General features: G+C 43.4%; 11 protein-coding genes. 9 read left to right on the top strand and 2 right to left on the bottom strand.

Annotation, left to right across the window (positions count from 1 at the left end; genetic code table 11):
• Positions 1–31 precede the first annotated feature (31 nt).
• A complete protein-coding gene (locus ACDQ55_RS13330; RefSeq protein ID WP_420981893.1) occupies positions 32–706 on the bottom strand; it encodes an MgtC/SapB family protein in 675 nt (224 codons plus the stop codon).
• Positions 707–917: 211 nt separating this feature from the next.
• Between ACDQ55_RS13330 and ACDQ55_RS13325 the strand changes: the two genes are divergently transcribed.
• Positions 918–2339, top strand: coding sequence for a DNA/RNA non-specific endonuclease (locus ACDQ55_RS13325; RefSeq protein ID WP_420981892.1), 1422 nt, complete (start codon positions 918–920; stop codon positions 2337–2339).
• A gap of 396 nt (positions 2340–2735) precedes the next feature.
• Positions 2736–3554, top strand: a complete 819-nt coding sequence (locus ACDQ55_RS13320) for a glycosyltransferase family 2 protein (RefSeq protein ID WP_420981891.1) — start codon at positions 2736–2738, stop codon at positions 3552–3554.
• Positions 3555–3625: 71 nt separating this feature from the next.
• On the opposite strand, the gene ACDQ55_RS13315 is transcribed toward ACDQ55_RS13320, so the two are convergent.
• On the bottom strand, positions 3626–5446 hold the full coding sequence (locus ACDQ55_RS13315; RefSeq protein ID WP_420981890.1) for an ABC transporter ATP-binding protein: 1821 nt from the start codon (positions 5444–5446) through the stop codon (positions 3626–3628).
• 349 nt (positions 5447–5795) lie between these two features.
• Between ACDQ55_RS13315 and ACDQ55_RS13310 the strand changes: the two genes are divergently transcribed.
• The 7 genes from ACDQ55_RS13310 to ACDQ55_RS13280 all read left to right on the top strand — a co-directional run.
• Entirely contained in the window at positions 5796–6284 is a 489-nt protein-coding gene (locus ACDQ55_RS13310; RefSeq protein WP_420981889.1) for a hypothetical protein, read from the top strand.
• Positions 6285–6540: 256 nt separating this feature from the next.
• The gene (locus tag ACDQ55_RS13305; protein WP_420981888.1) at positions 6541–8769 is read left to right on the top strand and encodes a hypothetical protein; all 2229 of its coding nucleotides are present in this window, start codon (positions 6541–6543) and stop codon (positions 8767–8769) included.
• Between the two features lie 5 nt (positions 8770–8774).
• Positions 8775–9878 carry a hypothetical protein gene (locus tag ACDQ55_RS13300; RefSeq protein ID WP_420981887.1) on the top strand — a complete coding sequence of 368 codons (1104 nt, stop codon included), beginning with the start codon at positions 8775–8777 and terminating at the stop codon, positions 9876–9878.
• A 39-nt stretch (positions 9879–9917) separates the two neighbouring features.
• Positions 9918–16382 carry a DUF5977 domain-containing protein gene (locus tag ACDQ55_RS13295; RefSeq protein ID WP_420981886.1) on the top strand — a complete coding sequence of 2155 codons (6465 nt, stop codon included), beginning with the start codon at positions 9918–9920 and terminating at the stop codon, positions 16380–16382.
• Positions 16383–16394: 12 nt separating this feature from the next.
• Positions 16395–17621 (top strand): hypothetical protein, encoded by a 1227-nt coding sequence (locus ACDQ55_RS13290; protein WP_420981885.1) that lies wholly within the window; start codon positions 16395–16397, stop codon positions 17619–17621.
• Positions 17622–17631: 10 nt separating this feature from the next.
• Positions 17632–18375, top strand: a complete 744-nt coding sequence (locus ACDQ55_RS13285; protein ID WP_420981884.1) for a hypothetical protein — start codon at positions 17632–17634, stop codon at positions 18373–18375.
• Between the two features lie 2 nt (positions 18376–18377).
• A partial coding sequence (locus tag ACDQ55_RS13280; RefSeq protein ID WP_420981883.1) for a hypothetical protein occupies positions 18378–21639 on the top strand: 3262 nt, incomplete at its 3' end.

Below are 21639 nucleotides of genomic sequence, written 5' to 3'. Positions count from 1 at the left end.
CTTCTTATCCGGATATACCCGATGCTTTTGCTCAATTATTCCACGACACTTCTTTTACGCCGTTATCTGCTTGTATGTCACTAATAAGTTTGTTGACAATGCTTCTGTCCATGCTTTTGAAACGGATGTTAATGAAAAAGAGGCTATCTACTTGTTCAATATTGCAGGAGTTCATAATAAGCGCGCCGGTTTGGAATAGGCGGTCTACTATTTCGATGGACTTGCTTCTTTCGAAGGTAACGATGCGGATGTTTTTTTGTTCGAAGCGATTGAGGAATTTTTTTTCAAGGGGTTGCAATAGCCATAGGATCACGATGGCGATGATAGTGGCCACCAGTGCGGCGAAATACATACCGCTTCCGGTAGCCAGCCCGATGGCTGCAACGGTCCATAAGCCTGCGGCAGTGGTAAGGCCTCTGATTACGCCTTCTTTCAGGAACAGGATGGTGCCGGCGCCTATAAAACCAATGCCGCTGATTACCTGTGCAGCTATTCTTGAAGGGTCTAACACTACGTTGGGAGTACCTAGTATATCATGAAAGCCATAGGCAGATACCATCATAGAGAGAGCAGCGCCTACAGATACCATCATATGGGTTCTTAGTCCGGCTGCCCAGTCCTTCCGTTCCCTTTCCAACCCAATGATACCGCCAAACAAGGCTGCCAGGGCTAAACGGATTACTATTTCACTCCAGGAGATAATCATACTACTAATTTAATCAATAAATAGCAGGTTCGTATAGGGCGCACGTTAAAAAGTGTATATAGGGTGATACAGAAAACCCGCATAGGTTTACACTAGATAAGCGCTTCGTACAGGTATAGCAGTATATGCCAGCGCTACTGCAATATCGTTGCTGCAACAGCTTTTTAGTTTTGGCTTTTTGATTATCTTCGCGGCCGTTCGTTATCGTTCTATGCCAAAAAAGAAAAAGAATAGCCAGAGCTTCGGCAGTATAGCCGTTGCAGTTGTACTTGCCATTTCAGGTTTTGTAGTAACCACCTGTAACCGGAAAATAACCGGCGATAAAAGCACACCTGCTACCAGTAAATCATCCAACAAAAAAAATAATCAGTCATCCACAGCGGCGGCTGCGCGTTTGTTAGCGGAAGATTTTGAAACAGGTTCCCAAAATAATTATAATAGTAGTGAAGTAGCGCTTTCCAGCGGTAATTGGTATTTTAAAGATGCCCTTCTGGGCAGTCTGGTAGAAGATCATAAAACAGGCCGTCAGGCCTTGCGTATCCGCGATAATGGCGAAGTTGGCATGAGCTTCGATATTGCGGTAAAAGGCACGGTAACGGCTACTCTGAAATATGCCTTGTATGGTGATGATCAGCGAGGTAGTTGGGAGTTATGGGCATCTGTTAATAAAGGGCAACGTTATTTTCGTGTAGGGGATGCCGTAGATGCCACTTCGTCTTCCCTGAAAACAGCCACATTTACGGTAGTGGCTACCGGTAATATCCGGTTTGAGATCCGTAAAACAGATGCAGGTAAGGGCAGGATCAATTTTGATGCATTCCGTGTAACTGCAGGAGGGAAAGTATCGCCGGTTACACCGGCAGCAGGAAAGCCTGTAGGTGGTGATGATGATGATATGTTGTTGGGTAACCCCAGTGGTGCCAATGCTTCATTGGTGATGGCCAACAACTACCTTATGGATAAGGGATATTATAAATTATCCTATAACCGGGAAAAAGGTACGCCTAACTGGGTAGCGTGGCATATTTCCCGCCGGGACCTGGGAGACATGGCGAGGGCCAATGATTTTCGACCAGATGCTGATTTGCCGGAAAATTGGTATCAGGCGTCGCAATCCAGTTATATAGGCAGTGGCTTCGACAGGGGGCACAATTGTCCTTCCGGCGACCGTACCGCCACCAGGGATGCCAATGAAGCTACTTTCCTGATGACCAATATGATTCCGCAGGCGCCTAACCACAACCAGCATTTGTGGAAGAACCTGGAAGATTATACCCGTTCGCTGGTAATGGATGGCAATGAAGTTTATGTGATTATGGGTAGCTATGGCAGTGGGGGCGTTGGTAGCAAGGGGCTGGCCAAAACCATCGACCATCGTAATATTAATGTACCGGACCATATCTGGAAAGTGATTGTAGTATTGCCAGAAGGGAATAACGACTTGCAAAGGATCAGTAAAAGCACCCGTATTATAGCGGTGAACACGCCTAATAAAAATGATGTAAATACCAAGTGGACAGCTTACTTGACCACTATTGATGAAATTGAGCAAGCTACCCATTATAAATTGCTGGATAAGGTGCCGGCAGCGGTAAGGCAGGAGCTGGTAAAGAAAGTAGATACAGGAGGATAAAATCGGTCAATTTATAGGTAATAAAAAATATTATGCAGTTATGATAATTAAATTATAAATTGCATAAAATTGTTATGTTACTATGTTTACAGGCATCCGGCCTTATTTTTTAGTAAAAATCTTAATGAAAACCAGATTGGCATAATTTTATTGAAAGTACCGCAACAAACATGTAACAAATTATATCCTGAATCGTTTTACAATTATAAGCTAGCTTGAAGTATAACTGACCGATTATTAGTAAGATGAACCTACACATTATCTTGACATAGCAAGATCAAAACTGTGCACGCGATGAAGGGAAAAGATACCAATAAGCAAAAAATAGACGTTATATAGAAGTAAGCTGTTAAATGTGACCGTTTAAAACATTAAATTAATTTATATTTAATTAATATGGGTGAAAGAGTGTCGGTAGCTTTACTTGTTTCTACCTATAATTGGCCTGAGGCATTGAGGCTGGTTCTGGAGAGTGTGTTAATGCAAACGATGTTGCCGGATGAAGTGATTATAGCAGATGATGGCTCTGGTGACGCTACCAGAGCGGTAGTAGATGCTTTCCGTGCGAAAACCAACATACCAGTTAAGCATTTTTGGCATCCGGATGAAGGATTCCGCAAAACGATCATTATTAATCAGGCTATAACAGGAACATCTTCGGATTATATTATCCAGATAGATGGAGATATTGTGATGCATGAGCTTTTTATCCAGGATCATATGAGTGAGGCGGAGAAGGGTTATTATATCCGGGGAAGTCGCGTATTGTTACCGGAGCATTTAACCAAACGTTTCCTTGGCTCTGGCAATTTTGAGCCGGTATCCAGTTTGAGCAGAGGCATTGGAAACCGCATTAACTCACTACGTATTCCTTTCCTGGCGCCATTGCTGATAAGAAAAAGCAAGCGTTCTAGGAACTGGATTGGTTGTAATTGCGCTTTTTGGAGGGCTGATTTCCTGAAAGTGAATGGGTATAACAATGAGCTGCAAGGGTGGGGACATGAAGATATTGAGCTGGCAGCCCGTTTTATCAATTCCGGTCTTACCCAGAAAAAAATAAAATTAAAAGCGGTATGCTACCATTTGCACCATCCTTTCAATTCCAGGGTGCATGAGCATATTAATTACAGGGTTTACCTGGATACGTTGAATCAGAAGATTGCTTATTGCTCCAATGGTTACCGCACCAATTACCACCATCAACTAACTGATTAATCATCAATTTGGATAAAACTAAGAAGCCGGCTCATCATTAATTGAGCCGGCTTCTTAGTGTAGATTATTTGCTAGTTACTGAAGGTTTGCATATCTATAAGGCGTTTATAGAGGCCATTATTGTTAAGTAATTCCTGGTGAGTGCCTTGTTCCACGATTTGTCCATTGTCCAGTACTACAATTTTGTCTGCATTCTGGATGGTGCTGAGGCGGTGGGCGATCACCAGTGAAGTGCGGTTTTTCATCAGGTTATTCAGGGCGTCCTGTACCATTTTTTCGGATTCGGTATCCAAGGCAGAAGTAGCTTCATCGAGCAGCATTAATGGCGGATTGGATAATACGGCGCGGGCGATACAGATACGTTGGCGTTGGCCACCGGAAAGTTTGGAACCCTTATCACCAATGTTGGTATCATACCCATTTTCGGTGTTCATGATAAACCCGTGCGCATTGGCAATGCGGGCCGCTGCTTCCACCTCTTCCTTAGTAGCATCGGTTTTGGCAAAGGCAATGTTATTGAAGATAGTGTCATTAAAAAGGATAGATTCCTGATTAACGATGCCCATCAGAGCCCGGAGCGATTCCATGGTTACCTCTTGTATGTTTTTACCATCAATCCGGACATCACCGGCCTGTGGGTCCATAAAACGGGGAATCAGGTCTATCAGGGTGGATTTACCACCCCCAGAAGGCCCTACCAGCGCAATGGTGGAACCCTTTGGTATGGTGAGATTAACGTCTTTCAATACTTTTTTCTCTCCGTAGGCGAAGGATACATTGTTAAAGCGAATCGCTTCCTGGAAGCCCGTAAGCGTGGTGGCGCCCGGAGCATCTTTTACCGCCGGATTTTCATCGATCAGCTGTAATACCCTTTCACCGGCAGCAATGCCGGAGTGAATGTTAGTAAAGGCGCCGGAAATGGCTTTGGCAGGACGCATGATCTGGGAGAACAGGGCAATGTATACAACAAATGTAGAGCCATCCATATCTCCCTGGTTATTGATAATCAGGGTGCCTCCATAGTATACGATACAGGCCACCATTAATACGCCCAGCGTTTCGGAAACCGGAGAAGCCATTTGCTGCCTTTTAGCCATAGACTTGGTGATCTTGGAATAACGCAGGTTTTGCCGTTCGAATTTATCTGTGATAAACTTTACCGCATTGAACGCTTTTACGATCCTGATACCATTCAAAGCCTCATCCAGGTAGCTGATCATCACCCCGTAGGTTTGATGGGAAGCGGTAGCCTGTTCTTTCAGTCTTCTTACCAGCCGGGATATGATCAATCCGGCCACCGGGATCACCAGCATCGACAACAGCGTTAATTTATAAGAGATCACGAACAGCATCACCAGAAAGGAAATCAGTGTGGCTGGTTCCTTGATCAGCACCTGTAGGGTGGCGGTCACGGTATATTGTACAACCTGTACATCTGAGGCTACCTTGGAAATAATATCTCCTTTTCTTTCATTGCTGAAATAGCCCAGGTGTAGGTTCATCACATTATTAAAAACGGATCTGCGCAGGTTCAGCAGGGTTTGGATGCGTAGGTTTTCCATGGTACGGTCGGCAAAATAGCGGAAAATATTGCCTAGCAATACGGAGGTAGCAATGCCAATACAAACAAATTTCAGACTGGTCAATTGCCCGTATTCTGCAGAGATCATAGTCGTATAATGCTTGAATACTTTGAATATTTCAAAATAATTATCCGGCATTGGAGCAATGGTTCTGGTCTGGTTCTTATCAAACAACGTATCCAGCAAAGGCGCTAGCAGCGCCAGGTTCAGTGTGTTGAAAATGACGGACAATAAAGTACAGATAAGGTAGGGGATCGCAAATTTATTAATAGGTTTGGCAAATGATAAAAGTCGGAAGTATGTCTTCATATTTTAAAAAAATAATGATCGTATAAAGATCAGGTGCTGTGCATAAAAAAAACCGCATCATTGCTAATGCGGTTCCTTAAGTTTTTAATTTGCTATTTATCAATAACTTAAAGAAGTATTTTTTCTGACACACATGCAGGCCTGCAGATCACTAGTAAATACTGCAATCCGGTGCCAAAAATAGAGCTTTTGGCTTAATTGTCAAAAGATTTGCGGATGGAAAGCCCACGGAGGGCATTTATTTCATACAGATCTTTTCCTTTTCCTGTTTGCGTTTTTAATACTTAGACTATTAAAGCTGCTTTATAGAGAAATAATTTTGTAATTTTTCAAGCATTCAGATAAACCTATGAAGTATTTTCTTCTTTTGTTGTTATTGCTGCAAGCAGATAACAACCAGATCATCAAAAAAATCAGGGAGCGGTATGTTTATATCAATGCACATATCGGTAATTACACTAAACAGATAAAGGATATACCTGATCAAAGTACAGAAGGCGGGGATTTAACCAGTTACTTTGCCGGTGATTCCTTAGTAAAAGCGGTGACTATTTTTTACGGTGAAATGGGTAAGGCAGTAACGGAGTATTATTTTGAAGGTAATAAAGTAGTATTCATCTATCAAGTAGATTACCAGTATGTAGTACCTATTTATGATGGCACATTTGATCGGCATAAAACTACTTCATTTGTTTCCAGATATTATTTTTATGAAGGGCAACTGATCAAAGGAATAGATACTACAGGTAGGGAGATGACGAAGGAGCAATACCGGTTGGTGTTTGCAGCGTTGCAGAAGGAGGAGGCTTGGGTGAAGAAATATAGTTTCCAACGTTAGGAGCTTGATTAATTTACGTGAATTTTCTCCGGGATAATTTTAAAATAATTTTGACTTGTTCGAAAAAAATATACTTTTGTATTGTGTGTTAGCCAATTTGAATGAGTAAGTGTATGTTCGTTGTTACCCTTTATAACAATACCCATTATACCTTTTGAATATGAAATATTATGTTGTAATCCTCAAGTATATGCATACGTAGTAATTCCGTTGTATTTGTGAATTGTTTCGTTAGACCATTGTAATTGTATTTTCCGTGAGAGTACATATTGTATTGTTAATTGTGACCCTTTTTGCAGGTATAACTGCAACTGGCCAGCGTTTGTCCATGGGCGACAGAAACGTTATTGATACCGGCCATTTTTTTGTGCACAGCGGTTGTAAGTCTCTGGTAGGAATACCTGTGGTACTATACGGCAGGCCAGACTCGTCGGATATCACCGCTGTACGCGTTTTTACCAGGAAGCTGCCTTTCGTGCAGCCGCCTTCACAGGTACCATTTTTATCTGTTCATGGCAATGTGATGTATGATTTTTATTACCAGTCAAATATCGATACGCCTTATACAGAAAAGGACATTCACCAGCATACGGTGCAGACCAACCTTGCCATTACCATCCGGAACCAATATCCGTTGAGGTTATCTTTCAGCACACAGCAAGGGAATTCTTCCTTGTTCCGTAACCTTACAGGGGTGCGCCTTTTTTATAATAACCGCGACTTTAAAAACCAGTTGTTATTGAATGCAAGGAATTGGATAGTCGGTAAATTAAAACAACAAAAAGAACTGGATTCCCTGAAGGAGTATGTATCATGTCTGAATAAGCGTTTAGATAGCCTGAGAGGCATATTCAACACCCCTTCTTATATCCAGCGGCTGATAGAGGCCAGGGAAAGGGATCTGAGAATGAAGTTGGATACTTTGGCAGGAATGTATCCTGAAAAGTATAACGGAGATTCCCTGTATCAATCTATGTTAGTAGCAGTGGATGATAATAAAAAAGTAGTGGATTCCATACAACAGCTGCTCCATGTAACGGATAAACGTTATCAGTTGCTGGAGCTGAAAGCAGGCAAGCAAAAAGCCAACCTGTTGGATATATTACAACATAGCCGCAATAACCAGGAATTATCTGATGCGCTGGATAAGATGAATCTGCCAGATAGCATACTGCCTAAAGGCTTCCGAACGATGTTGGCTATACGTAGTTTGGGTATAGGAAGAACAATAGCGGATTACTCAGAACTAACAGCGAAGAGCATCAGTATTACCGGTATACAAATAGAGTATAACCCTTCTTATTACCTGGCTTTTGCCAGTGGGGTGGTGGATTACCAGTTCCGCAATTTTATTGTAAAAGAACAGCGGTTGCCCCAGTATATCAGCCTGGTTCGCGGAGGGGTAGGAATGAAGGAGGGCAATCACGTTTACCTGACCTATTATACCGGTAAAAAGCAGTTATACGGAAGTAACGCAACCACCCCTGATAGTGGGCGAGCGGTAGATAATCATTTAATGGGCGTAGCGGTAGAAACGCAGTGGAAGCTGGGCGCCCATACTTACCTGATAGGTGAAGCGGCTAAATCATCTTTGCCTTATAATATCAGGAAGGTGCACGGTGAAACTAATCTGAACAGCATGCTCAACTTTTCCGGTCATACCAATGAAGCGTATACGGCTTCGTTTAGTACCCTGGTTAACCCTATGGGTACACGTATCAGTAGTATGTATAAATGGATGGGTAGCGATTTTCAATCCTTCAGCTTTTATACTACCGGATCGAGGCAGATAGCCTGGAGTATACAGGTAGAGCAACCATTTTTCCATCAGCAGTTGATGGTAGCGGCAGCCATCCGTAAGAATGATTACGCTACTTTTTACATGCCGTCTAATTATGAAAGCAATACCGTATTTAAAAGTTTGCAGATAACAATACGTATTCCGCGATGGCCCGTGGTCAGCCTGGGTTATCAGCCTTCTTCCCAGTTGGTAAAGCTAGACGATACCCATTATACCGAACAGTTATTTTATATGATAACGGGAACGGCTACTCATACGTATAAATATCATGGCATCATGATGAATAGTATGCTTACGTATTCCCAATTTTATAACCGGCAGGCAGATACCGCTTTTGTGTATTTCAACAGCCGGAACATACTGGCCGGGCAAACAGTGTTTCTGAATAAATTCACCTTATCCGGCCAGGGAAGTGCTGCGCTTACACAAGCGTATTCGCTTTATAGCCTTACCGGGGAGGTTAGCTGGAAAGCATTGCACTGGTTTGAAATAGGCGGGGCATTGAAATACAATCGCCAAACGGTATATAATATTCAACAGTGGGGCTATGGCGGCAATTCCAGGATCAATATACCCAGGCTGGGAGAGATTGCCTTACGGGTAGATAAAAGTTATTTACCAGGCGCCGGTAAACAGTTGGTGTCTAATAATACAGGAAGATTAACCTATACCAGGATATTTTAAGTAATATGAAACGAATCAAATCCCCAGCAGGAGTGCTATTGTTAAGCCTCCTTTTATCTATGAAATTATCTGCGCAGGTGGTAATGTCTGCGCAAGTACCGCCAGCCGGTATATTGCAACAGTCGCAGTTGTGGAACATGATTTTAACCAACTCTTCTCCTACGCCGTTGATGGCTACTGTGATGTTACGTTTAACCGATGCCGTTAGCGGTCAGCCGGTATTAACGGGTGTTTCGCGTGCCATTCAACTTACAGCAGGCGCAAAGCAGCTACAGTTGAAGGATCTGGGCCCGGTGTCTTACGAATACCTTTCTCCGGTAGCAGACCGCAGGGAGTATGCATTGCTGCCCCCGGGCAAGTACACGGTTTGTTATAGTGTAGTAGTGTCTGGTGATAAATCAGATCATCCGGTGGCGGAAGATTGCCTGAATTTTATAGTGGAGCCAGTAAGTCCGCCTCAGTTGAATATGCCCGCTAATAAGGCATTGCTGGAAGCACCTTTGCCACAGTTTACCTGGATACCGCCCGCCCCCATGAACCTTTTTTCGGACCTTAATTACGACCTGGTACTGGTAACAATGGAAGAAAACCAATCGGCAGAAGAAGCCGTACAAATCAATATTCCGGTATACCGGGTGTCTTCTTTGCGTCAGCCTTTCATGAACTATCCTGCTGGAGCGCCTGCATTAGATACAGGTATTACCTATGCCTGGATGGTCACCGCCAATAATGGCCGTCAGTATGCAGCCCAAACCAATACCTGGACGTTCCGGATGAAGCGGCCTGCCAATGTATTGCACGATGATCTGACCGCTTATGTGGCCCTCAAAAGGAACGATAGCCAGGTTATTAATTGCGGCAATACTGTTAAGTGCAGTTATGTGAATGATGCCGGAGATGTGAAAGCAAAATATGAGATCCTGGCGTTGGAAGATAATAACCATGTTATCCGGCATGGGAATGTAGCCTTGCAGCCAGGTACCAATATGATGTCGGTGTCGTTAGACAATGGCAACCGGTTATCTGGCGGTAAGCTATATGTATTCCGGTTGTATAACAACCGCGCTGAAACCTGGGAGATGAAATTCATATATAACGATTCTCTGTAAACAATATCCCATCGGCCCTTACCTATAAAAAATTTATACATGATACTGGCTTTAGTAGCGAGAGTAAAGAGAATAATAGCAGGCGGCATGCTGGCTGTTATGTATCTTGAAATAGTAGTACCTATACACTTGTCGGCAGCAATCCCTGTAATACGGGCAGTTGATATCCGGCATATAACTGCACATCGGGTAGCAGCAGACCTATCCGCCGTGCATGCCCTTGTGCCTCCTTCTATTCCTGGCAAACCCGCTTTGTTACCTCCGGTGGTCAATAAAGCGGCCCATGCAGACATAGGCGGTCCTTCCCAACCGGAAACACAGTCTTTTCATTCTGCCAATGACGATAATATGGTGGACTTATTCAGTGGGGATTTTAGCTATAGCATTCCTTTACTGGATGTGGGTGGATACCCGGTAACCATTGGCTACAACAGCGGTGTTAGCATGGATCAGGAAGCCAGCTGGGTAGGATTGGGCTGGAATATTAATCCCGGAAGCATCACCAGGAACCTGCGTGGTATTCCTGATGATTTTAATGGAAAAGATTCCATTACAAAGGAGCTAACCATTAAGCCTAATGAAACAGTAGGCGTTACTGGCGGCGGCGACGTAGAAATTGAAGGTTCCCCTTTGAAGATGGGTGGAAGCACCAGCATATTTAAAAATACTTATAGGGGGTGGGGGCTACAAAATTCGATCAATGCAAGTCTTGTTTGTGGAGACAATGGTTCCGGAAAGTTGACAATGGGTTTATCATTGGCTAATAGTTCCCAGGAAGGCCTGACGATCGACCCTACCATTAGCTATGCTTTTCCAACGAAACATGCAGAAGAAAAGGGAGGATTGAGCGGTAGCGTTTCAATGGGCTCTTCTTATAATTCCCGGTCTGGTTTGAAATCATTACAGCTTTCTGCCGATCTTATTAACTTTGATAAAAATGGTAAGAAAGACAAGGATGGCAAAATAATAGGCAAAAAAATAGCTAAAGGAAATGCGGACATTTCCTTTGCTTATCCTGCCTATACACCTACTATTAATATCCCTTATACTAATAAAATGACCACCCTTAGTATTAAGGTGGGTACGGTTATTACTATTGTGCATCCTAACTTTTTCTTAAGTGGATATAAAGCAGAACAATATATAGCGGATAACGATAAGCGACTCAGCTTACCGGCTTTTGGCTACTTGAATTACCAGTCGGCGAATAATAACCTGGATGCATTATTGGATTTTAACCGGGAAAAAGAAATTCCTTACCGGGAAAAACTTCCTATTCCTCATATTGCTATTCCTGCCTATACCTATGATGTATTTTCTATTTCCGGAGAAGGTACGGGCGGCAGTTTCAGGGCTTATCGTAATGATATTGGCTATGTATATGATCACCAAATGACTACCCGGGATGAGTCTACCAAAATAAGCGGGGATATTGGTCTGGGAAATGTTATACATGGAGGGGCAGATCTTGACTATGTTAGGGCTGTTACACGATCTGCCTTATGGCAATATGATAATCCTTTATCAGCAGTAGTTGGTTTTAGGAAGTCGGATGGTTTGTTTGAAGCGGCTTACTTTAGAAACCCGGGCGAGAAAACGATTAATTCCAGCACTTTTTATGATGCAATGGGTGGCGATGATGTAGTAGCTGCAGGACTATATCAACCCGGTAATACTGCTTCTATCTTCACACTTAACCGGATTACGCCTTACCGGGGCGCCAAACCTCAGCCTGATATTATACTTAATAGCAATAATGTAGTGAAGCCCGCCCGTGAGAAAAGGACACAATCTATTACGTACCTGACTGCCAGTGAAGCCAGTGAAGTGGGTTTATCTAAATATATTGAAAACTACAAGTTGAATCAGTTTACGGTGAATAAAAGCACCAAGGCTTTTGTAGATGAGTATTATGGAGATGGCGACGGATTGAAGGCTACTTATTATAATGATAATTTTAAACCTGTGTTGTACAGCAGAGGAGTACGCGCTATCAATTTTGCCAATAAAGATTCTTTCAACGTAAACCGTAAGAGTAATGAACATCCACTGGATGTGCATTTCTGCGCTTCTTATGATGGCAAGTTAAAGGTGCCGCAATCCGGGATTTATTCATTTGGCTTTGCTGCCGATGATGGATATGAGCTTTATATGAATAACGAGTTGATGATATCGGATATGAGTGTAAGTAAGAAGCAAGGTTATTTTAATGTGAACCTGGAAGGAGGCAAGTTGTATGATATCTGGGTGAATTATTATAACAATAAGGGAGATGCCTCTTTACAGATGAAATGGCATTCAGATGCTTTAGGTACTAATCCAAACTATCAGGTAATTCCTCCAAATTTTTTCTTTACGAGAAAAGATGTAGATAGCTTTCTCGTTTTGCCAGATACAATTGTTAGCCGGGAAAAACGGATCAATTCTTTCCGTAAGGCAGACCATATTTCTGAGATAGATGTGCTTAACAGCGACGGAAGGAAGTACGTATATGGTATACCGGTATATAACCTGCAACAAAAAGAAACCACGTTTTCAGTGGATCATGAGAAGGCTAATCCGGTAGATGGACTGGTACATTATGTGCCTGGGGTGGATGATGGATTCAATAACAGTAATGGGAACGATCATTATTATAGTGCAGAATATATGCCGGCGTATGCGCATTCTTTCCTGTTAACCGGTATTCTTTCTCCCGATTACGTAGATCTCACAGGAGATGGTATTTCGGACGATGACCAGGGGAATGCCATCCGCTTTAATTATACTAAAACGGCAGGTATCCGGAACCCCTATATGTGGAGAGCGCCTTATAATCAAGATGCCACCTATAATGAAGGTTTTAAAACAGATAACCGGGATGATAAAGGCAGTTATATATCCGGTACAAAGGAATTGTGGTATTTGAATGCTATTGAGTCTAAAAACATGCTGGCTTTATTTACCCTTGATTCTCGCAAAGATCTTTTGCAGATTGATAGCAATGGGGTGAAAAGTGATGGTGGGGGAAAGTGTCTTAAACAGATAGACCTTTATACCAAAGCAGATTTCCTGAAACATGGGAAGAACGCTATACCCATTAAAACGGTGCATTTTGAGTATGGATATGAGATTTGCCCGGATGCGGGAAACCCCGATAACCTGGGAAAACTAACCCTACACCGGATATGGTTTAGTTATAATGGTAACGATAAGGGAAAAAAGAATGCATACATATTTAACTATAATAAACTTAACCCTGCTTATGCTACCAATAAGTATGATCGTTGGGGCAGCTATAAAGATCCTACCCAAAATCCTGGTTCAGGCAGTAATAATCTAATCACCAACTTCGATTATCCTTATGCGTTACAGGATAGTGCGGTAGCAGCCGCTAATGTGGCTGCATGGACATTGGATTCTATTGTACTCCCTTCCGGCGGCCGTTTAAAGGTGAATTATGAAAGCGATGATTATGCTTATGTGCAAAATAAACGCGCTATGCAGATGTGTAAGATAGCCGGATTTAGTCCAAGAATACCTTCCAGCTTACAGGATTTATCCAACCGGATGTATGATAACATTTTGGACAGGGATTATATGTATGTGGCAATTAATGTGCCTTACCCGGTAAAATCTGTTCAGGAGGTGTATACCCGTTACCTGGAAGGAGTGAGCAAGCTTTATTTCAAAATTTTTGTGAAAATGCCATCAGACATATACGGTAGTGGTAGTGAGTATGTGCCTGGTTATGCAAATATAGCTTCCCAGGGTGGTTATGGTTTCTTTAATAATGGTAAAACTATCTGGGTAAAATTGTCTGGGATCGACAAAGAAGCGAGGCCAGGAGAGGAAATCAGTCCGATGGTAAAAGCCGCACTCCAGTTTTTAAGACTAAACCTGCCTTCCAAGGCTTATCCCGGATCGGATGTAGGAGGCACGCTGGATTTACAGGTAGTTGCCCAATTGTTATGGACGCAGGTCAGCAACGTTATAAATACCCTTAATTCTTTTGAAAATAATGCGCGGCCCAGGGGATGGGCACAAACGATTGATACTTCCCGCTCTGTAGTGAGATTGGATAATCCTTTCTATAAAAAATATGGAGGAGGATTGCGAGTAAAAAGCCTGATTACTTATGATTATTGGAATAAGATGACTGGACAGCGTGCAGCCGTGTACGGTAAGGAATACAGCTATATTACTACCAAGGTGGTGAATGGAGATACACTAAATATCAGCAGCGGGGTAGCTTCTTACGAACCCACATTAGGTGGAGAAGAGAACCCGTGGCGTTTGCCTGTTGAATATACAGACCAGGTGAGCATATTGGCGCCAGTTACCCTGGGCTATACAGAAGAACCATTGGGAGAAGCATTTTTTCCTTCACCTTCTGTAGGTTACAGTAAAGTAAGAGTGAGAACGATCAATGCAACGAAGAACCGCTCTGTAAATGGATACGACGAAACCTGTTTTTATACCACCAAAGATTTTCCGACCATCACAGCGCGCACTGCTATAAACGGAGATACGAGGAAGCGGTTTAAAAGCCCGTTGGAGAGCATATTGAAGATTAACGTCAGGCATTTCCTGGCAATATCGCAGGGATTTAAAATAGAGTTGAATGATATGAATGGTAGGATCCGGTCGCAAGCATCTTACGCAGAGAGTGACCCCGACCACTGGATTGCCTATACGGAGAATTTTTATAAGGTAGATAACCAGCAGGTCCCTGAAAAGCATTTGAATAATACGGTCTTAACGATTTCACCCAAAGGAGTTATCAGCGAGAGTCTTATTGGAAAAGATGTAGAGTTGATGATGGATATGAGAGAAGAACGCCACGTGTCTAATAGTACGAATTATAATGCCAACTCAATTTTCTTTACAGTAGCTATAACGCCTTTTGATATACTATCGATGATTCCATTCCCACAGCGGGAGGAGAATGTATTCCATTCTATAGCTATTACCAAAGTGATTAACAGGCATGGCGTATTGGATAGTGTGGTGGCGATTGATAAAGGTAGTAAAGTAGTTACGCATAATCTGTTGTTTGATACTGAAACAGGAGAGCCGGTGCTTACGTCTGTACAGAATGAGTATAATGACACTGTATTTAATTTTATGTATCCTGTTGGCTGGGTATATGAGGGTATGGCTGGCGCCTATAAAAATGTGGGCGTAGTGCTGGATCATATAGATATCAAAGAAGGTCGTATTGTTGCGGGATTAAGTGGTAACACAGAAGATTATTTCTATAGCGGTGATGAATTGTTGGTATTTGCAAAGCGTAAGGTAGCCGGAACAGATTGCGACCCGGCTATCGCACATTGGCCCATATCCTTTAAAGTATGGGTGGTAGACGCCAATATGCTTAAAGGCGGTAAGCCGGATATTTATTTCATTAACCAGGATGGTTCTCCACTCACAGGCAATGATATTTCGCTGAAGATCGTCCGTTCCGGAAGAAGGAACATCGGGGCTACTGCCGGTAGTATTACGATGCTTAAGAATCCGCTTGTAAGGAGTGGTGATAATTACAGTTTTGTATTGAATGATAATTCCCGCATTGTTAATGCTAATGTTACAGAATACAAGCAATTCTGGAAAGTACCAGACAGAAGAGTGCCGGGAGTAATTGTTGATACCTTCCGCAATGATGCGCTAACCCGCGATTACACAGTAATGTGTGGTGGTAAACCGCAAACAGTATCCGTAACAGTGGAAGCTGGCAAATTTAAATCGGTGGTAGACCCGCGGATGCCAAACGATCAGGCAGCTAATTATCTTGATTACGACGGGCAATATCTTGCAGATCAGCAAGTGAAGTGCGATATGTTTTATAATAAGGCCGATACCGGTATTTTTATGAAGAACGACTGTCCTTATCCCGGAGAGCCAGCAAGAGCATTCAGATACATAGTGCCAGCTGAAACCTACTCATCTAGGGTGAGCCAGGAGGCAGCAGACGCATTAGCCCACGAGCATTTGTTGATTGAAGGACAGGCTTATGCAAATGAACATGGTCTTTGTACTTATCCTAATGAAGGCCGGAGCGCTTCCCTAACAAGTAATAGTAGCGTTCAGAAAGATATATCTAAAGTTACTTATGCTTTAAAAACAGGTAAGGATACACTTAACATTCATGTGGTAGGCACAGGTGAAGCAAACAAACAAATGCCGGATTCGGGCAACACTTATAATCTATTTGCTAAACTCACCAAAGTAAACCAGGTAAACAGGGAAATGGGAAATGATTCCATCAATGAGTTGGCTGATGTGGTGGTGAGCTTTTATGAAGATGCCGCGTGTACTATTCCTAAGGTGGTCAATAATTTGTCTATTGCCCTGAATATACAACAGGAGCTGATAAAGCAGGATAGCGTGTCTGTTTCCAGCAAAAGTTATACTGTAAATGGTACTTCCGCCGTATTGCTTCTGCAGGCGCCTTTTCAAAGCGAAATGATTCGCTACAGCTATTTCCTGGCGCCTAATAGCGTTTACATCATTAAACAACAGTAACAGATCATTCTTATGAATAAGGTTTTAATCATTTCATTCATCATATTAGGTGTGCTGCAGCAAGGGGCAAAGGGAGCTACCACTTCCTTTGCCATGCGGCCAGATACTTCCGGTACCTGCTATAGTGCGGTATTAGATACTGCTGTAAATCCATACAGCCTTGGTATTGCAGGCAACTGGCATCCTTCCCGCACGTTTACTTACTACGGTGCCAGAACAGAATCGGATGCGCGTATAAATGAAACGGATATACGTAAGGAAGGAACATTCGCATCCTTTATTCCTTTTTGGAACCGGCAGGCAGATAGTACGCTGCAACCTGTTTATGACACTAGTATCTGGGTATGGAATGCGCAGTCGACCCTTTTTAATGAAAAGGGGTTTGAAGTAGAGAATAAAGACCCATTAGGCCGCTATAATGCCGGATTATATGGATATGACCACGCCTTGCCGGTAGCAGTAATACAAAATGCCCGTTACCGGGAATCTATGTATGAAGGGTTTGAAGATTATGACTTTGGCGTTAACGTGGATACTGCGTGTGTGCAAGTGAGGAGTTTTGATTATTCTCCTTACAAGAAAAACCTGGACAGCACAGTATCACATACCGGTAAATATGCCATTCGTATAGCCGCTGGAGGAAGTGCTGCAGTAGGGGCTACTGTAGTAGCAGATGATCCGGATAACTTCGACTTCAACATACAAACAGGTACTGTTAACTGTTATGTTTCCGATGTATCACTAAAGGCTATACGGGCAGATAATAAAGTAATCCTGCCTTCTTTTTCCCCCTTCCAGGGCAAGCGCATGGTAGTAGGTTTATGGGTGAAAGAGGCGCAGTATTGCGCTTGTAACAGCTTTACGCATTGTAATGTTTCTATCAAAACAGGCACCAGTAATATCACCGCTTTGCCTTCAGGTAATATCATAGAAGGCTGGCAGCGTATTGAGCAGGTGGTAGATATTCCGGCTAATGCTACTACACTTACACTTACGTTGAATGCTACAGGTAGTACAGATGTGTATTTCGATGATATACGTATACATCCCTATAATGCCAACATGAAATCGTTTGCCTATGATCCGGTATTGTTGCGGCTGATGGGGGAATTGGATGAGAACAATTATGCTACCTTCTATGAGTACGACGATGACGGAACCTTAATAAGGGTGAAAAAAGAAACGGAACGTGGTATAAAAACAATCAGCGAAACAAGAAGCGCGCTTATTAAAGAATAAGATTGATCATATGAAATACATGAAAAATATTATTGCCTGCATTTTTTTGTTGCTGGCCGTTAATTGTTTGCAAGCGCAATCATCTGATAATATGGTGCAAGCAGCGGCCTTACTGGCAAAGGCCGGGCAAGCTTTAAAGCATAACAGTTTGTCGTTCGATCTCCATTATACTTTTGCCAATGAGCATCAGCCCAATATACTTTTGGACTCATTAAATGGAAGTATGCAGGTATCGCCTGGAAATGAACGTATGGAGCTTGGAAGTTCCCTGATTGTCAGGAATCCAAGATATACCATTATAGTATTTAAAGACGATAAGTTAATTCATCTGTCTAAATTCCGGCAAATGGATACGGTAAGTATTTCTCCGTTGGAGATGATGACTACTTCCATTAAGCAGGCGGGAGTACAATCTTGTAGTATTAAGCAGCATGGAGATACTACTATCATACGGTTTGCTTTCCCTGCTGCTGCGTATAAATACCTGGAAATAAAAATGGACAGCAAGTCTTTCTTAGTGTATGAATTCGAGTACCTGGTAAAAAGCAGCCTGTTAAGTGAGCAGAATAGCCCATCCGGTGTTGTCTATGAGCCTTATGCTTTAGTGAAGGCCTCCTTCGATCATTATAAGAAAGGCATTGTTGATCCCACGGTGTTTGATGAAAATCAGTTCTTCACCAGAAAGGCTGATACCTTGTTACCCGCTATTGGTTATGAAGAATATGAAGTATTTGTTGGAACCCCGAATATATAATTATGTATCCCATACTTAGAAATATCTTATTTCTCCTATTGCTTGCCATACCCTTCACAGCAGCCTCCCAGAATGGTATTACCATTAAAAGAGTGCTGGATGGCAGTAAAGGAGAGCTGTTAGCCCATGCTGCCATTACAGTGCAGGACAGCGTTTATTTTGATGCCTCGTTAAGGAATAAGCTGGAAGATGCTTATCCGGTAAAAAATGCGGTTACCTTTAAACTGAACGAGTACAGCCCCGTGTATTTAGGCGGTCCTTTCACTGCCACCGCCAATGTGAAGATTACCTATAGGCTTCCAGATCTGTCGCAGCACTCGGTGGAAGACACCTTGACGATCAACTACGATACCACTACTACTTACCATAGCCGTAGCGGCGTTGTGTTCAGTAATGCGCATGAGGTCACCGTTGAGCTGTTAAGCCTTACATGTAGCAATCTTGGTGTAATAGGTGCGTTGGTGTTAGAGAATGAAATGAATATCAAACCAGTTGTGAAGCTGGACCCTGTGAATGACGCGGTTACGTCTATCCGTTTTGATGAAGCTACCGCAGATGAAATTACCGTTCGCTGGCCTGCTGTAAAAGGGGCGGATGAATACGACCTGGAGTGGACCTATATCGATTCCAGTGCGCTGGCTAATCAGCGGTATGGCAGTCCGGTTAACCCGGACCTGTTATTTAAGCATAATGCCACGCGGGTAAGTACGGCTAATAACGAATATGCTATCCCGTTGATATTTGACAATGTGGGGGTGTTGTATGCCCGGGTAAGAGCGGTACAGTCAACGGCGGGGTATATACGAAAAGAGACAGATTGGAGCAATAATGTGGCCTCCTTTGATTTTGGCGGGCATGAGCATATGCTGAACTGGCAATCCAATATCAGCTTTGCAGAAGAAGGTAAGCGTAAGGTAGTAGTGCAATATTTTGATGGGAGCCTGCATAACCGGCAGACAGTTACCAAGGATAATACAACAGGTACTACGTTGGTAGCGGAAACGATGTACGACCAGCAAGGCAGGCCTGTTATACAGGTATTACCAGCCCCTACGCTGAGTAACATCATAGCATATACGAAAAACTTCAATACTGGCATCAACGACGCTTATGATGTAAGCCAGTACGATAGCCTTGACCTGCCTGCGCACTATCTTCAGGCATCAGCCCAACCGATGGGTACGGGCAGTGGTGCGGCCAGGTATTACTCTGCCAGCAATGAGCAGGCAAATGACGGGCGTGACCAGTATTTGCCGGATGCGCAAGGTTTTCCTTTTACAGAAACGGTATATACGCCTGATAATACCGGCCGTATCAGCCGTCAAAGCGGGGTAGGGCCAGATCATGTGATCAATAGCGGCCATGAAACCAGGTATACCTATGGGAGCGCTTCGCAGAAAGAGTTGGATGCGTTGTTTGGCACAGCGGCTGGTGAGGAGTCGCATTATTTCAAGAATATGGTGCAGGATGCCAATGGGCAGTACAGTGTAACCTATCTCGATATGCACGGCCGTACAGTAGCTACTGCGCTGGCAGGAACGCCTGACAATGTAAATCTGAAAGGGCTGGCTTCCAATGTGGTGGTAACAGTAACGGATACCCTTAGCGGCACTAATAAAACCACATCTGGCGACCTGTTGCTGAGCAGCCACAAATCGCAGTTAGTGGAAATGGATGGGCAATATGATTTTGATTATACCCTGGTGCCGCCGGTACTAAAGAAAAAGGATTGTAATGGCAATGATGTTTGTTATATAGGTAGATTCGACTTGGAGATAAAGGTTACCGATGATGTTTTTAACCAGCGGCTGGGAGGCAGCCCAGTGATTAAAACCATCAGTAATTATAATGCGGGCGATATTATTTCGGATTGTAGTGCGCCAGCTCCTATTACGCTGCATTTCTCCTTAGCGTTAAAGAAGGGTAATTATGAGATCATCAAATCGCTGAAAATTAATGAAGAGGCGTTAATAGCCTACCGGGACCGTGTTTACCTGGCTGGCAGCATATGCACTTCCCTGGATGAGATCATAGAGCAGCAGCGGGCTCTGTTGCCGGTAACAGCATGCCAGCCCACCTGTGCATCGTGTCTGGCAAGCATAGGTAGCTACAATGCTTTTGCCGCCAGCTATTTACAGCATATAGGATTTGCGGCCGCTGATTCTGTTCCTTACCGTGGGCAGATCAGTGCAGCCTATACCACTGCGATGGATGCGTGCAGTGGGTTGTGCCAGCAGTCAACGGAGTCTGATCATCTGCGCCATACCATGCTGCTGGATATGATTCCCCCTTCTGGTCAATATGCGAACCCTGATCATGATGATGACCGTTATGGTATTTTTTATACCGGAACGGATGATAAGCAGGAGAATGCCCCTTATAAAGATACCAACCTTGTATACCTGGATGGCAACGGCCTACCGGCTATGGTTTACGATGAAATCACTTCCCGGTTAGTTAGGCCGCAATCTTTACAGCCGCAACAGTTCACCGCTAAGTTTGAGCCATCGTGGGGCGATGCGTTGTTGCCTTTACACCCTGAATATTGTAAGCTGTTGGAATATGAAAAGTATAAGGCCAGCCAGCAATGGGATACCGCATTCAGTACTATAGATACCTATGCCGCCGCCAAAGCCGGCGGATTTATTAATCCCACCGGAGGTCAGGGAGGCATTTTTGCCCCTTATGGGGCGGCATTAACGCCCGATCCGTTGATATTAGCAAGTGCTGGCTACAGGTCTTATATAGAACCCCTGATGCAGCATGATCCTGCCACAGGTTGGTCTATTTACGCGGTAAGCGCCGTCACCGCACTTTGTGGGGATGATAATAGTTGCGTGAACACCTTCGTAGCCGCCGGAAATATTTTTAATGAAACAACGATGTGCGCGGGCGACCTTAACATGATCTGGCGGAGTTTCAGGGAAAGGTACCTTAACCTGAAAAGAGATTATATCAATAGGCAGATCAATAACACGAGTTGTTCCATAGCTGGAGGTAATGTGAGTGTGGCTGCATTGCAGCAAGCGGATAAAGTGTCTTACTTTGATAATGTGGGCAACGTCATCCAGCGGAGTGGTTATGGTTATATAGGTAACCTGAATAGCAAGCAACAAGGGCTGGACTCTGCCCAAAGTGTCCTGCAGCGTTCTTACGAGGCTAATTGTAACAACTACGTATCTACGTGGATGCAACAGCTGGCCCCTTGCCATTATAGCGAAGCAGAATTTGCAGAGGTGAAGGCGCAGTTATTAGCGGTTTGTA

This window comes from Chitinophaga sp. 30R24, assembly GCF_049056765.1.
In the GTDB taxonomy this organism is placed as follows: Bacteria; Bacteroidota; Bacteroidia; order Chitinophagales; family Chitinophagaceae; genus Chitinophaga.
Note: the sequence above shows the minus strand (reverse complement) of the source record. Positions and strands in the feature narration are given on the sequence as shown.